Here is a 13,475-nt window from a genome sequence, read left to right on the forward strand (position 1 = left end):
TTAAATTTGCAAAGTTTAGAAGACTCTAAATTTGAGTCGATAAATACGCCTTGACTAATTTATTTTATGAAAGAAGATATAAAAGCTCACGATAATGTATTAAGCTTAATAGGGAATACTCCGTTGATTAAGCTTAATAAAATCACCGAATCATTACCGGGAAATTTTTACGCTAAGGTTGAAGCTTTCAATCCGGGGCACTCCACCAAAGACAGAATCGCATTATACATCATTGAAGAAGCTGAAAGGCAAGGGATTTTATCTCCGGGTGACACCATTATCGAAACGACTTCCGGGAACACGGGTTTCAGTTTGGCTATGGTAAGTATCATCAAAGGATACAACTGTATATTGGCGGTAAGCTCTAAATCTTCCAAAGATAAAATAGACATGTTGCGTAGCCTGGGCGCTAAAGTATATGTTTGTCCGGCGCATGTTTCCGCTGATGATGAGCGTTCTTACTACAATGTGGCTAAGCGTTTACATGAAGAAACCAAAGGTTCAATCTACATCAATCAGTATTTCAATCAATTGAATATTGATGCGCATTACAAGTCAACGGGACCTGAAATATGGGAACAGACCAACGGAAAAATCACGCACTTGATTGCTTGCAGCGGAACAGGAGGAACCATTTCGGGAGCGGCTAAGTATTTAAAAGAAAAAAATCCAAACATCCGAATCTTAGGAGTTGATGCTTTCGGTTCGGTATTGAAAAAATATCATGAGACTAAGGAATTAGATGCTAATGAAATCTATCCTTATCGTATTGAAGGTCTTGGGAAGAACCTTATTCCTACTGCAACTGATTTTGATTTAATTGATCATTTCATGAAAGTAAATGATGAGCAAAGTGCTCATACTACTCGTGAAATTGCCAAGAAAGAAGGATTGTTTGTGGGGTATACTTCGGGAGCGGTAATGCAGGCCATTAAGCAATATGCTGACGAAGGTGAATTTACCGACGAAAGTAATGTAATTGCTATTTTCCCTGATCACGGTTCGCGTTATATGAGTAAAGTATTCAGTGATGATTGGATGAACGAACAAGGATTCTTTGACAGCATTAATGCAGAAGAAGTACAAAAAGTAGAATTTATCAAATAAAAGATAGTCATACAGATAAAAAAACTCCGAGAAGATTCTCGGAGTTTTTTTTTTGATAATATTTAAGCATGTTTACCTAGTATTAGTTGGCTTAAAGGCTGCTTTTTTGAAGACTTTTGTTCATCATCAGTGATGCTCTGAATGATTTGGGGAAACTCAATCACCCCACGGGGAAGTTCTAAAACCCCATTGTGATGCCGGAAAACCCCAAGGGGAAACCGGATAACCCCAACGGGAAATTGTAAAACCCCATGGTGAAACTACATCACCCCATTGGGATACTATAAAACCCTGCGGGGATGTTTACTAACCCTTTTGCAATGCATTGATACCCTTTCGGGATATTACATAACCCTATGGGAACGTTGCAAAACCCTACCGGTGGCAAACGGATTTTATACTAAATAAGGAGTATGAGACTATTTTGTACTGAAAGTGGCTTTGGGATAACCGTATTTTGGGTTTCTTAAGAATGTTTCATCTGTTAATGTTTTCAGGAAACTGATGATATCGCCTTTTTCTTTTTCAGAGAGTACTATTTTCTTTTCCAAGGGTTTGGATAAGGTTTGGGAATGATACACATTTTGCGTATAATGAAAAAGCACCATTTGCAGATTGGGATAGCGGCCGTCATGCATGTAGGGAGAGGTTACTTCGACATTGCGCAGGCTGGGCACTTTGAACCGCAACGAATCCCGGCGGTCGTGGGTAATTTTCATCCGACCGCTGTCGCGCAGTATGCTATCGGGTTGCAGGCCATTATTTTCATATTCTCCTGTGGTGAATAGTGGTTCTTTATGACAATTGGCACAATTTCGTTTGAAAAGGGCATACCCGTTATTCTCACTTTCAATGAATGCGATGCCCGGTTCTTTGCGCATTACTTTGTCATATTTGGCATTGGCCGAAATCAGCGTCAGCATAAATTGTGAGATGGCTTTTAAAGTACGCTCTCCGGTAATTAAGGAGTCTCCATACGCATTTTGAAAGAGTGCGGTATAGCGTTTGGACGATTGCAGTTTGGCTACTACGTGTTCCAGTTTTTCATCCATTTCCAACGGGTTACTCAAAGGAGCTATGGCTTGGGCATCTAAATGATGCACGCTACCGTCCCACATAAAAGTTTTGTTCCAGGCCAAATTAAAGAGGCCCGGAGCATTACGGGTGCCGATTCTGTCTTCAATGCCATGGCTCAGTTTATGATCGATGTGGGCAAAAGCCGTGTATTGAGAGTGGCAACTGGCGCAGGAGATGGTATTGTTTTTGGAAAGTATGGGGTCGTAAAACAATGCTCGGCCCAGGGCCACTTTGTCTTTGGTTACCGGATTTTTAACTACATCGTAAACCGGTTTCGGCCAGTTTTGAGGAATATAGAAATACACTTCGCTTTCGTCTTTGTTCAGGAATGCAGAGACGATTACCAATAAGGATAAGGCAAAGAGTTGTTTTTTCATTACAAACGAAATAGTTGTGCTGCTGTTTTTGACAAACTTACCGATTTTTCACCGGGAGACATGACTGTATTTGTTTCTTTCAGGGAGACTGCCTGCAGGAAGCGGTCGATGGCTAAAGCGACAACAATAGTATCGCTCGAAACAGGCTTGAGGGTAATGAGTTGAAAAGAAGCATAAGGTGCTATGAATCCGCCAAGATGAAATTGGAATGCTTTATCCGCGCGGCTGCTTTCGGAAGAAGTTCCTTCGATTTTGAGGTTGATGTAACCCGTTTGCCAGGTCCAATACATGCCCAGACTTGGGTCTAAATCGCCCTCACCGATACCGTTTTCATTGGTTTTGTCATCGACTCCCATATAGAAACGGACTTCATCATAGGCAACCGTATTCGGGATGTTGAGGGTACGGGTTAAAGAAGTAGGAGCAGATGCATCGAGCAGGAAATAGCTGTTTTCCGCGGTGTAGGAGAGGTGTCCTTCTTTATAAAATTCGAAATGGGAAACATAACATTTGAATTCGGTGATTGAAATGGTACTTTTTGGATTCCCGTAATCATATTTTTTGCCTAATTCCAATCGTTGGTTTTCAAAAAGAGGGGAGAACTGCAGGCTGACAGCATGCGTGTTTTGGGTTCGCATAATTTGCGTTCCGGCTATCAGCATTACACAATACAGGACTATTTTATTCATTTTAACCCGGGTTTATTCCTTAGACGATAAAGGCGTTATTTCTTTGCGTGGCGCATTGCTTTATCTTGGCTTTTACTGAAAAACAACAGCATCATGACCGCGCCAATAGTTGCGAACAGCATATCTGATTGCGTGTCCCAAAGGTACCCCTGAGTTCCCAAAAAAGCATCGCCACCGCTGCCGGTAGCCAACGAAACCCACCATTCAATCCATTCGTATGCGGCGCTAATGGCGAGACACACTGTTACAATAATAAAATTAAAATAGCTATGATTTGCAATTACATTTTTTCGGATAAACAGTTCTCGTATTATCATAGCCGGTACAAACCCTTGCATGAAGTGGCCTACTTTATCGTAGTTGTTGCGGGATTGATGGAATGTTTCTTTGATCCAGTCAAACAGAGGAACTTCGGCATAGGTATAATGTCCGCCGATGAACAGTATCCAACAATGCAATAAAATAAAAGCATAGGTAAACGAACTGAACGTAAAGCGTTTATAAGTAAAGGCCAGCACTATAATGCCTATCAGAGCCGGTACCACTTCTAAAAACCAAGTAAAATATTCCTTGGGCTGTATGGCTGAAAGACCCAGGCCAATGAAAAAAAGAAATAAGTATAACCGAATTGATTTTGGCATAATAGAAAAGATTGTTACACAAATATATAAAACGGAAGTTTCATTGACGCTTCTGTTTTAGCAGTATATTTCAAATCAATTATTTTTAACAGGACAATAGATTTTAAATCTGATCACTTGCCTGAAGTTGATTCATAAAAAAAAGCAAATCCGTAGAGGGGATTTGCTTTTTGGTATTATGAGCATTTCAGCTGGGTTACTGAATTCCTATTTCAGATTCTTTACTGACAATAATTTCGGGTTTACCCTTATACATTCTGATGGTTCCGGTGACGCAAATGTTTTTGTCCCGATAGTATTCCTCCGGTTTGTTGCTGAAATTAGCCCGATTGCTTTCCTCAATGAAAATAGTTAGCGGCGCATTTGGGTAATCGGCTCCTACATTGAGAAAAGTAGGTTTGCTTTTGGAAGAGTCCAGGTATTTGGTGCTGTATACTTTGGAACAAACCGTTACCAGTTGCCCTTCATAACTGGCGGCTTTGTTTACTTCGATAGTAATGGCAACTCTTTTTAAGGCGGTTTGTGTCGGGCTTAGATCTTCTACCTTTTCAAAATAATGCTGCAGCACCGCGGCTAACCGAATACCGGCATTGAGCAATTGGGATTTGATGATTTTAGCGTTATCGTTTACATAAAATTCATTGATTTTAGTATCGTTAATGGTGTAGGCATTTTTAAGATAAGCGCGTGTTTGAGCGGCCCAAGCTATCAGGTCAATTTTTTTAATGGCTTCTCTTTGTTCAGGCGTGTAGGTGTCTGACTTTAAGATTTCTGCCAATTGCATGTTGGTGTGTTCAATAATCCCGGAATCCCAAACGGAATGAAGATTTGAATCGGTTCCGACAAAATTCAGCTTGATATCATTGCCCCCTTTATCACCGGGATATCCTATGTGCAGCGGCTGATGCAGGTCGCCGATGAGGTGGAACAGGAATAGTATTCGTCTTCGTATTCCTTCGCGGTCCAGCTTGTCTTTGTTGTCCAGTTCTTTCAGGGTTTTGTTCAGAACGGTAATGATATTATCTCCGGCAGGCATTTCTTTGCTGCCTTTTTCGATGTCAATATAATGATAGGGTTTCATGTAGTCATTGGCATGATCGCTTTTAATGGCATCCATCCAGTTGGCCGCTTGCTCTATAGACATTTCATCCAGATAGTACAATACATTTCGTTTTGTTTCATTATCCAGGTAATGCCAAGCGACTTCGGCTACGTAAGCGTGTCCTTTACTTCCCCAGGCAAAGGTTTTAGAAGTATTTATTAAAACTAAAAAGAATAAAACAGTAATGAAGCGTTTCTTTATCATGATCAAAATTTTTGACCAATGTATTTTATTCTTCGGAAAGTGATTTTAAAAATATGTTAATTGTGTTTGGTTCGTTTGAAAAAGCGGCAAAAATCGATGTTTTTCTTTGTTACAGCATTTTTTTACCACAAGAAAATCATTACAACTTTATGAATTTAGCCACTTGTTGGTTGGCTGTTCGGATAAAATAGGTTCCCGGAGCAAAGTCATCGGTATTCATTGTAGTTTCGTCTGTTGTGATATTCAGTACTTTTAAGCACTGACCTAAAACGGAGTATATAGCAGCTGTGCCTCTATAGTTAGGAGTACTGAGGGTCAGCGCTGTTGTGGCGGGATTAGGATAGAGTGTGACAGGATGAGGTGTCACAGTCGGGATTGCTAATGATGAAGAACTGATTTTGGCTACATAAGGATAGAAATTGCTCCCGGATGAACTGTGAGTCAGTGCATCGAAAGTTACATTTCCGTTGACCATACCGGTAATAATCACACTGTCATCGGGTAGGACTGTAATGCCATCGGTACGGTCTTCCGATGTACCACCGGCGGTTTTTCCCCATACAATATCACCCTGAGGATTGAACTTTAGTACCAGTATATCGTTGTTGAAATTGACAGACTGCGTAGTCAAACTTGGATTCCACTGAATAGTTCCTCTGAACCGAGCCGTTAAATAGGGATTTCCATGGCTGTCTAAGGTGAGGAAATTGCGATTGCCTAGCATTAACTCGCCACTGCCCGGAACTTCTTTGACCCACTGAAATACTCCGGCCGAGTTTAATCGGGTCAAGAAGAAATCGGAATTCGCCCCGTTGGATGGGCCTTCAGTAGTGATAGGTCCAAAATTATAATTACCGGTCAGATAGGAACTGAAGTAGACTTCGTCTGGAGTGTGTGCAACCACTTGTGGCTCGGGACAGGTAACATCTTCTATGAAATGCATCCATTGCAGCTGACCATACGGATTGTATTTAACGAGGTAGGTATTGTATGGAAGTGTATTGATTAACCCCGTACCATTAAAATCCACATTCATTTCGGCGCAAGAGCCCGTGGCATAAATATTTCCTTCTGTATCTACACTGACAGAAGCTATTGATTTAACACTGGTTTGAGTGATAGTCATTAAAGAATTGCCTTCTGAATCGAGCCTTTCAATATGTGAATCCAGAAAATTATCATAACCAATGTATACATTCAGTGTACTGTCGGTCGTCAAGGATTTGAAGTGGTCTACAAAGTCTCCTGTGATGCTTTTGTGCCAAAGCAGGTCACCATTGTTATTGAACTTTAATAAGATGGGTTTTACCCCTTGAAAGTTGGTGGTAATGTGCAGCGCGTCTACCGTAATTTCGTTGACATATGCAGCAGCGATATAGAGATTCCCGGCAGCATCAACCGTCATTTTATAAGCATTGACAGATCCGGTTATGGTTTTGCTGAAGAGTAGTTGCCCGGCCGAGTTGTATTTTAATAGCCATAGGTTTCCGAATATATCGGTATAGGGTAGAGGCGTATCTTTGAATCCACAAACAAAAACATTTCCCTGACTGTCGGAAGTCGTAGGATAACCAATTCCTTCCGTATTAAACCCGAAAGTGATAGCAGGGGTGGCCAACCATTCAAATTGCTGTGCGTTACCTGAAAGTTGGAATAGGAGAATAACGATTAAAATACGGATTGTTTTCATGTGAGGATGTAATTATATACATTGCAAAGTTGAGAAAAAAGCCAATAACTTTGTTCTCAATGAGGTGAACATGACGTAAACATCAGGCGTATTTTTCGGAAAGCCGTTGATAAACACAGTTCACTTTTCCTATAAAGACCGTCACAACTCTCCCTTTTGTAAATTAATGAAGCTCCTTAAGAATGAATTAGTTCTTCAATAAGGGTAAACAATTTTTCTTTGTTGAGGGGTTTAGTTATATAATTGGTAAAACCGGCTCCAAAAATGCGTTCTTGATCTTCGCTTGAAGCATAAGCGGTTTGGGCAATAACCGGTAAGTCGGGTCGGAAGGAATGAATTAGCTCCAGCGCTTGGAATCCGTTCATGACCGGCATTTTAATATCCATCAAAACGATGTTGATTTGAGGGTTTTCCATACAAAGGGTCACGGCTTCTTGTCCGTTTACGGCTCGAATAACTGTGAAGTCTTTAATTTTCATGATTTTTTGCAACAGCAGGAAGTTGATGTTATCGTCTTCAGCTATGAGCACGGTTGCGACAGTATTGTTTTTTGTTTCTTTTTTGATTGTTAAAGGTTCAGCCAGTTGTTGTTGCACTGTATCGTATTCCAGCGGAATACAGAAGCTAAACTCCGAGCCTTTTCCGGGGGTGGAAGTCAATGTAATGGAACCGTTCAAAATTTCAACGTAGGCTTTGGAAATAGCCAGTCCCAATCCCAGTCCGCCTTCGCGGATGGCCAAATCAGTGTCGACCCGTTTGAATCGGTCGAAGATGAATTTCTGATTTTCTTCACTGATACCCAGTCCGGTATCTTTGATGCTGAATTTGATAAGTTTATCGGCTTCATTCAGTTCATATCCGAAGGTGACCATACCGGTTTCAGTATACTTAATTCCGTTGGTAATCAAATTTACCAATATCTGTTTTAGTTTCACTTCATCAGTAATGATGTTGAGTTGTGCCGGATGAATGGCTTCCTGTACGTGCAATACAACATTTTTACTTTTGGGAATCGTAATTTTAATGGTTTCGTATAATTCATGGATGCAGGTTTCCAGATTAATACTTGAGTAATTCGGGGCAACCTGATTGGAATCAATTTTAGACATTTCAATCAAATCATCAATGATGGAAACCAGATTTTTTCCGCTTCTGTCAATGACCTTGAGGTATTCCATGCGTTCCTTTTCTCCCAAATCAGTAGTCATCAGCAAGTCGGTAAACCCGTTTATTGCGTTCATTGGGGTTCTTATTTCATGAGACAAGTTGGCTAAAAATGAAGATTTAAGACGGTCGCCTTCTTCGGCTTTAATTTTGGCATCAATTAATTCCTTTTTGTGGCGATTATTTTCTTCAAACAGACTGCCTATATAGCGAAACTCACCCGTGGTTCTTTTGAGTTCACGAATTGCTTTTTTGTTTCCTGTTTCCAGTGCATTGCGCACTAAGTAAAGCGGATAGTACACCCAGCGACGTGTCAGAATGAGATTGAGAAGCAGGTTGATGAAGAATGAAAAAATAATCAGATAAAGTATCGTAGTTGTGTTTTCAAAATACACTTCAAAGCCTCGCTCAAAAACCAGAGTGCCAATATTCTCGTTTTGGTAATTGGTCAACGGAATTTTTGTCTGAATGATGTGTTTGTCTTCAGTAGGATATTTATACTCGGTTTGATACCGAATTGTAGAATGTGTCAGCTTTTCCAATTGACTGATGTAGCTTTTATCAAGCAGTTTTACCACAAAAAAATACCCTTTTACCGGTGTTTTGTTTTTCATTAAATCAAAAGAAGGGTGTACGGCAGCACCAAAAACTTCTACTATACCTTCGGGTATTTTCAAATAAAACCTGCTTAATCCCTGGCGGTTCAGATTGGCCATGGCCTGTTGGGGTATGAAATCAACGGTTTTAATTTTCGGAGTAATGGTATGGGTTATAAATTGTTTTTGAGCATCATAAACCACCATATAATCCGCTTTGTATATTGGAAGCTCTTTGGCTATAATTTCATTATACCAGGTAATATTTTTGTTTTGAATAAAAGTTACAAATTCATCCCAGTTGGTATCATTGTTAATGTATACTGAAATGGGTTTGGCATTCATGGAAATGAGTTGGGTAACCTGACTCTGGTATTGTTGTGTAGAGTCATTATATACCTGGTTTTCTACTTTTTGAGTATAGTAGTACAAGGAAAAATAGAGCATAATAAAAATAACACTTGAGGAAAATATGAGCAGTATTATTTTGGGATATGTTTTCTTTACGATCATTAGTATTTCAGATTATGGGGGAGCTAAAATAAGTTAATTTTTTATATAATTCCAATTATAACATGAATATTGCTATGTAATAAGTTGGTTTTTTAAAGGATTATATGATTAATTCTGATTATTATAAAATTAAAAACCGGGTTGTAGTGCCCGGTTTTCAAAAACTATAATCAATAACCAAAATAAATTGAATCTTAACAAGTTGTAACAACCAAGCAATAAGCGCTTCCATGAAGTGCTTATTGCTTTATCGTATGTTATTTCTCTTTTTGGGCAAAAAGGGACCTTAGTTTAGTAGGTTGATTTGGTTGGGCTTGGGGCGCTAATCTGTTACAAATGTATAGTCTTGATTCACTGTGTTTTAAAAAATACGTTATACGGAAACATGCTATAGGGTAGATGACTAAAACTGTAGACGAACGGTAATTTATTCGTTATATTGCACTTTTGCTGATTAGAGTTTAATAACTATTGAGAGGTAAAAAAAACCGGGAGGTGAATCCCGGTTTTAAAACACAAACCATCCTGAATTGAATTGTTTGAATTTTGACAGCTCTTTTGAAGTCTAATTGATGATGCTTCAATATATTTTTTGCCTTTTCCTTTTGAAACCTCACTACGGGATACGTTCCTTGTGGTACAGACGGCACCCCGTAGCTCGATTTACCTGAGACTTTGTTTTAGGGGGTAAAGGCAGAAATTTTATTTCTTTGATTTACAGTGTAATATGCTGTAACTTCAATACAAATATAGAACAGATATAAAATTGATATTTAAAATTTAGACGAGTTTGAAATTAGTATCGACAGATGACGTTTTATTTTAGATAAAATGTATTTTTCTCTTTGAAATACAGTTTGTTAGGTGTGGATAAATAAAAAAACCGTCCCGACAGAGCGGGACGGCAAGCTTCAAAAACTTATACTAAATTAACTTATATTGAAGCGGAACAGGCATTCCTAAAACCGTATTATATAACCCTTAAAAATACGCCGAAGCTTTGGTTCTATTAGCGGTATACCTGAGTTTTCTTATCTGAGATGATGTTGAATGTATTCCAGTAGTTCTTTTTTGGGTAATTCTAAATCAATAGGGATAATATTTTGATATCGGACTAATCGTTCTTCTAAATTTTTAGTTGCAATTCCTAAAAACAACTGCTTTCTGTTGTAAAATAAATTAGAAAAGAGCAGTATATCCACTGCATCATTTACAATGAAAAACAAAGTGGTGCTATCGCTGATTTGGTGTTTTTTTAATTCCTGTTTATTATTGATGACCGTTACCTCAAACTGATCTTCAAATTTATTTTTGATAAATCTGGAGAATCCTCTGGAGGAATCGTATACGGCCATTTTTCCGGTACCTATCGGTTCAAAATTGTTATCTGTTCGAATCATCGTTTTTATTTCACTTCTAAAGTTAAATTTTTAAAAATGCCATTTATATTGGTATTCGATGAATGTTGTTTAAAGGCAGACGGATGGCTATTCGTTACCGACCAAATAAAAGTTGAGATTTTTTAAAAACGATAATCCAGTCCGTTGTTTGCAGGGGTTGTATTTTGGGAAACAGAATTGTGTAAGCTGAATTGGGTATGCAGAATTCGTTTCTTGAAATCCATAGCTTTGGTTAAACTCTTTTTGCTAAATGAGAATTTAACTTCCTGGTGATTGTCAATAATAATAGTAAAATCATACATTCTCTTTTTAAAGTAATTGATAAAATGTCCTTGGCTGGCTTTTCGTTCACAGATTTTTATCTCGGTGATGGTGTCTAAAACAATCACATCACCCTGCCACTTGTACAACATCAAATAGTTGTCTTTGATCATACCGAAGCTGGACTTGAAAATCATTATAATTGTGTTTAATGGTTAACTTGCTTTTAAGTAGAGTTTGTTTTTTTTGATTTTGGCTTTGGTTAGGGATATTAATTCACAGGCGTCATCTTTGTATTCTTCGTTTACAGGAATTGAAAAATAATGCGAGTGTTTGGTAAATAATGCAATTTTATATTGATAGGTTTTCTTGATAACAGCAAAAATCAGGAGAGCTACAGAAAGCCCATATCCGGAGTAACGTAAAAGCTCAAAATTGGAATTCAAAAAGAAAGATCCCATTAATAGCGGAAATGCCAAGGTTAGCAACAGATAGTTCTGTTTCAGATTGCGTTCCTTTTTGAAAAAGATGCGTTTAATTTCCTGTATATCAAATTCTAAAAGTTTGTTGTTTTCGTGTAAAAAAATATGTTCTTTAAACAATAATCCGATAGGATTGTAATATTCTAATTGGTATTCTTTATTCGTACGGTTAGAGGGTAAATTTTTAATCATGCTAATAATTTTCAGGGTTGGGAGGGGTATTTTGGGTAATGTTGGGGTTTCTTTTAAAAAACCGTCCCGATATCTCGGGACGATTTTAGTGTCAAATAAAACATGGGTACTTATGAAAAACAATTCTAATTTCCCCCGAAATTAGACTGTACTTTCTCCTTAGAGACAGAGCCACTTTTTGGAGACGGTAACGCCTTCCTGAGTGGTAACTTTTATGATTATGGGTTGCGTATTTGTAACAGGATTAATGATGGTAGTCACATTGGCATCAATTTGGTTGTTTTGATACAACTGTTGTCCGTTTAGAGTATACAACGTAATGTCTTTTAAAATGGTTGTTCCTGCATTAATTACAATGTTGTTGCTGTTTTGAGATACATTTAAATCTGCAGCTCTGAATACATTTGAATTGGTTCCTAAATTGCTTGAAGCCGTAGCATAAGTCAATTCAAAACGATTATTATACATTCCACTATCGGAAGTAAAGGTATAACCTCCGGCTTTCAAGTTAGTATACGTATTGGTTGTCAAATCATGCAGGTAAACCGCAAAAGTTGTATTTGTGAAAAAGCCATCCATATGGTCTATTGCAAACGTATAGGTTCCATTGTAACTGGCTTTAAAGCTCAACGGTACTATATCGGAAGTAGAGAAAGGTAATCCTTTGAACTGAATGGCATAACGAACATTACCAATCAATGAAGCTAGAGCTATGGCTCCATCATTCATGAAAGCACCGTCAAGGGCATGATCATATCCATCAGTGGCACCGGTTCGGTATCCCATAAGTGTTTGAGAAAAAGCGCCTTGAGTATCGGTCACATTAATCCAAACACGATTGGTTTCGGTAGTAAATTTTGAGCTACTGTGTTGGGTTGATGCTTGCACTTGAAAACCAAATAGGGTTACCAATGCAGTAAGTTTCATCGCATGATTTCTAACACAGCTTAGTAGATTTTGAGTAATAGTTTTCATAATTCAAAAAATTAGTAGTTAATACTTGATTTGACTTGACTTGGGGTTTAAATCTGATACAAATATAGTTTTGGGATTTTGGTACAGAATAAAAATTCGATGAGCGCATTTTGTCTATGGTTCAAAATGATTAAACTGTAGACGAATGGTATTTTTATCGATGTTCTGCTGTTCTTTTGGCTTTATTGTGAGATAATTAGGGTTATAGTATGATGGTTAAATTCAAAAAAATACCCCGTCAGATATTGACAGGGTAGTTGCTTATTTTTTTATGGATTATACGCTATAATAAATTGAGTCGGTTTATTAGTTCAGGGCGGTTTCCTCGGCTTACCGGAATCACATCTTTACCGATGAGTACACTGTTGTCTTCTATATCAATAATTTTTTTGGTATTGATGATATAAGAGCGGTGTACTTTCAGAAATAAATCGGTGGGTAATTTATCCTCAATTTTTTTAAGGGTAGTATGCACGGTATAGGTATTGGTTTCCGTTTTGATGACAATATAATCTCCTTTAGCTTTGACTAAAGTTACAGTAGGGATGTCAATTTTAATCAAGCGATGTCCGATATTGACATAAAATTCATTGGCTTCTTCAGAAATCCCGTTCTTTTCTCTGCTTTTAGGATTCAATTTTGGGCTTGTGTGACGGGCATTCAGCTTTTCAATCGCTTTATTGAAACGGTCTTCAGTAATGGGTTTTACTAAATAATCCACAATACAATCAAACTCAAACGCTTCAAAAGCAAAGTTCTTATCTGATGTTACCAAAATAATTTTCGGGGGACTTTTTAAGGTTTTAATAAAGTCAAATCCTGTGAAATCGGGCATATGGATGTCGAGAAAAATGACATCTACTTGATTTTCGTTTAAGTATTTAATAGCTTGTATGGCATTTGGAAATTCTTCCACTACCTTAATTTTGGTTTGTGACGTAACTAATTGGGCGATAATGGCCCTTGCCATCATTTCATCATCAATAATTATACAATTCATAGTTA

12 protein-coding genes are annotated in these 13,475 nt (G+C 38.1%); 1 reads left to right on the plus strand and 11 read right to left on the minus strand.

Translation table 11 applies throughout. The features are described from left to right. Positions 1-66: 66 nt before the first annotated feature. On the plus strand, positions 67-1,107 hold the full coding sequence (locus ACSVH6_RS04265; protein ID WP_438075916.1) for a PLP-dependent cysteine synthase family protein: 1,041 nt from the start codon (positions 67-69) through the stop codon (positions 1,105-1,107). Between the two features lie 419 nt (positions 1,108-1,526). On the opposite strand, the gene ACSVH6_RS04270 is transcribed toward ACSVH6_RS04265, so the two are convergent. From ACSVH6_RS04270 to ACSVH6_RS04320, 11 genes are all read right to left on the minus strand, one after another. Continuing rightward, complete coding sequence (locus tag ACSVH6_RS04270; RefSeq protein ID WP_438075918.1) at positions 1,527-2,561, minus strand: cytochrome-c peroxidase; 1,035 nt, start codon at positions 2,559-2,561, stop codon at positions 1,527-1,529. Beyond that, positions 2,561-3,250, minus strand: a complete 690-nt coding sequence (locus tag ACSVH6_RS04275; protein WP_438075920.1) for an MbnP family protein — start codon at positions 3,248-3,250, stop codon at positions 2,561-2,563. The genes ACSVH6_RS04270 and ACSVH6_RS04275 overlap by 1 nt, the downstream gene beginning before the upstream one ends. A gap of 35 nt (positions 3,251-3,285) precedes the next feature. Beyond that, a complete protein-coding gene (locus tag ACSVH6_RS04280; protein WP_438075922.1) occupies positions 3,286-3,891 on the minus strand; it encodes a DUF2238 domain-containing protein in 606 nt (201 codons plus the stop codon). Positions 3,892-4,087: 196 nt separating this feature from the next. Beyond that, positions 4,088-5,197, minus strand: a complete 1,110-nt coding sequence (locus ACSVH6_RS04285; protein ID WP_438075924.1) for a S1/P1 nuclease — start codon at positions 5,195-5,197, stop codon at positions 4,088-4,090. Positions 5,198-5,336: 139 nt separating this feature from the next. Continuing rightward, positions 5,337-6,887 carry a T9SS type A sorting domain-containing protein gene (locus ACSVH6_RS04290; RefSeq protein WP_438075926.1) on the minus strand — a complete coding sequence of 517 codons (1,551 nt, stop codon included), beginning with the start codon at positions 6,885-6,887 and terminating at the stop codon, positions 5,337-5,339. A gap of 176 nt (positions 6,888-7,063) precedes the next feature. Beyond that, a complete protein-coding gene (locus tag ACSVH6_RS04295) occupies positions 7,064-9,094 on the minus strand; it encodes an ATP-binding protein (RefSeq protein WP_438075928.1) in 2,031 nt (676 codons plus the stop codon). 1,097 nt (positions 9,095-10,191) lie between these two features. Further along, positions 10,192-10,560 carry a hypothetical protein gene (locus tag ACSVH6_RS04300; protein ID WP_438075930.1) on the minus strand — a complete coding sequence of 123 codons (369 nt, stop codon included), beginning with the start codon at positions 10,558-10,560 and terminating at the stop codon, positions 10,192-10,194. 122 nt (positions 10,561-10,682) lie between these two features. Next, entirely contained in the window at positions 10,683-11,018 is a 336-nt protein-coding gene (locus ACSVH6_RS04305; RefSeq protein WP_438075932.1) for a hypothetical protein, read from the minus strand. An 18-nt stretch (positions 11,019-11,036) separates the two neighbouring features. Next, complete coding sequence (locus ACSVH6_RS04310; protein ID WP_438075934.1) at positions 11,037-11,495, minus strand: hypothetical protein; 459 nt, start codon at positions 11,493-11,495, stop codon at positions 11,037-11,039. 159 nt (positions 11,496-11,654) lie between these two features. Further along, positions 11,655-12,470: a hypothetical protein gene (locus tag ACSVH6_RS04315; RefSeq protein WP_438075936.1), complete on the minus strand. Its 816-nt coding sequence runs from the start codon at positions 12,468-12,470 to the stop codon at positions 11,655-11,657. Positions 12,471-12,753: 283 nt separating this feature from the next. Next, the gene (locus ACSVH6_RS04320) at positions 12,754-13,470 is read right to left on the minus strand and encodes a LytR/AlgR family response regulator transcription factor (RefSeq protein ID WP_438075938.1); all 717 of its coding nucleotides are present in this window, start codon (positions 13,468-13,470) and stop codon (positions 12,754-12,756) included. Positions 13,471-13,475 lie beyond the last annotated feature (5 nt).

This window comes from Flavobacterium sp. XGLA_31, from assembly GCF_051547105.1.
Lineage (GTDB): Bacteria > Bacteroidota > Bacteroidia > Flavobacteriales > Flavobacteriaceae > Flavobacterium.

Bases quoted from the DNA above. Each gene is read 5' to 3' on its own strand.
- ACSVH6_RS04290 (WP_438075926.1), bottom strand. From the start codon at position 6,887: ATGAAAACAATCCGTATTTTAATCGTTATTCTCCTATTCCAACTTTCA.
- ACSVH6_RS04315 (WP_438075936.1), bottom strand. From the start codon at position 12,470: ATGAAAACTATTACTCAAAATCTACTAAGCTGTGTTAGAAATCATGCG.
- ACSVH6_RS04275 (WP_438075920.1), bottom strand. From the start codon at position 3,250: ATGAATAAAATAGTCCTGTATTGTGTAATGCTGATAGCCGGAACGCAA.
- ACSVH6_RS04280 (WP_438075922.1), bottom strand. From the start codon at position 3,891: ATGCCAAAATCAATTCGGTTATACTTATTTCTTTTTTTCATTGGCCTG.
- ACSVH6_RS04300 (WP_438075930.1), bottom strand. From the start codon at position 10,560: ATGATTCGAACAGATAACAATTTTGAACCGATAGGTACCGGAAAAATG.
- ACSVH6_RS04285 (WP_438075924.1), bottom strand. From the start codon at position 5,197: ATGATAAAGAAACGCTTCATTACTGTTTTATTCTTTTTAGTTTTAATA.
- ACSVH6_RS04270 (WP_438075918.1), bottom strand. From the start codon at position 2,561: ATGAAAAAACAACTCTTTGCCTTATCCTTATTGGTAATCGTCTCTGCA.
- ACSVH6_RS04295 (WP_438075928.1), bottom strand. From the start codon at position 9,094: ATGCTCTATTTTTCCTTGTACTACTATACTCAAAAAGTAGAAAACCAG.
- ACSVH6_RS04305 (WP_438075932.1), bottom strand. From the start codon at position 11,018: ATGATTTTCAAGTCCAGCTTCGGTATGATCAAAGACAACTATTTGATG.
- ACSVH6_RS04265 (WP_438075916.1), top strand. From the start codon at position 67: ATGAAAGAAGATATAAAAGCTCACGATAATGTATTAAGCTTAATAGGG.
- ACSVH6_RS04310 (WP_438075934.1), bottom strand. From the start codon at position 11,495: ATGATTAAAAATTTACCCTCTAACCGTACGAATAAAGAATACCAATTA.
- ACSVH6_RS04320 (WP_438075938.1), bottom strand. From the start codon at position 13,470: ATGAATTGTATAATTATTGATGATGAAATGATGGCAAGGGCCATTATC.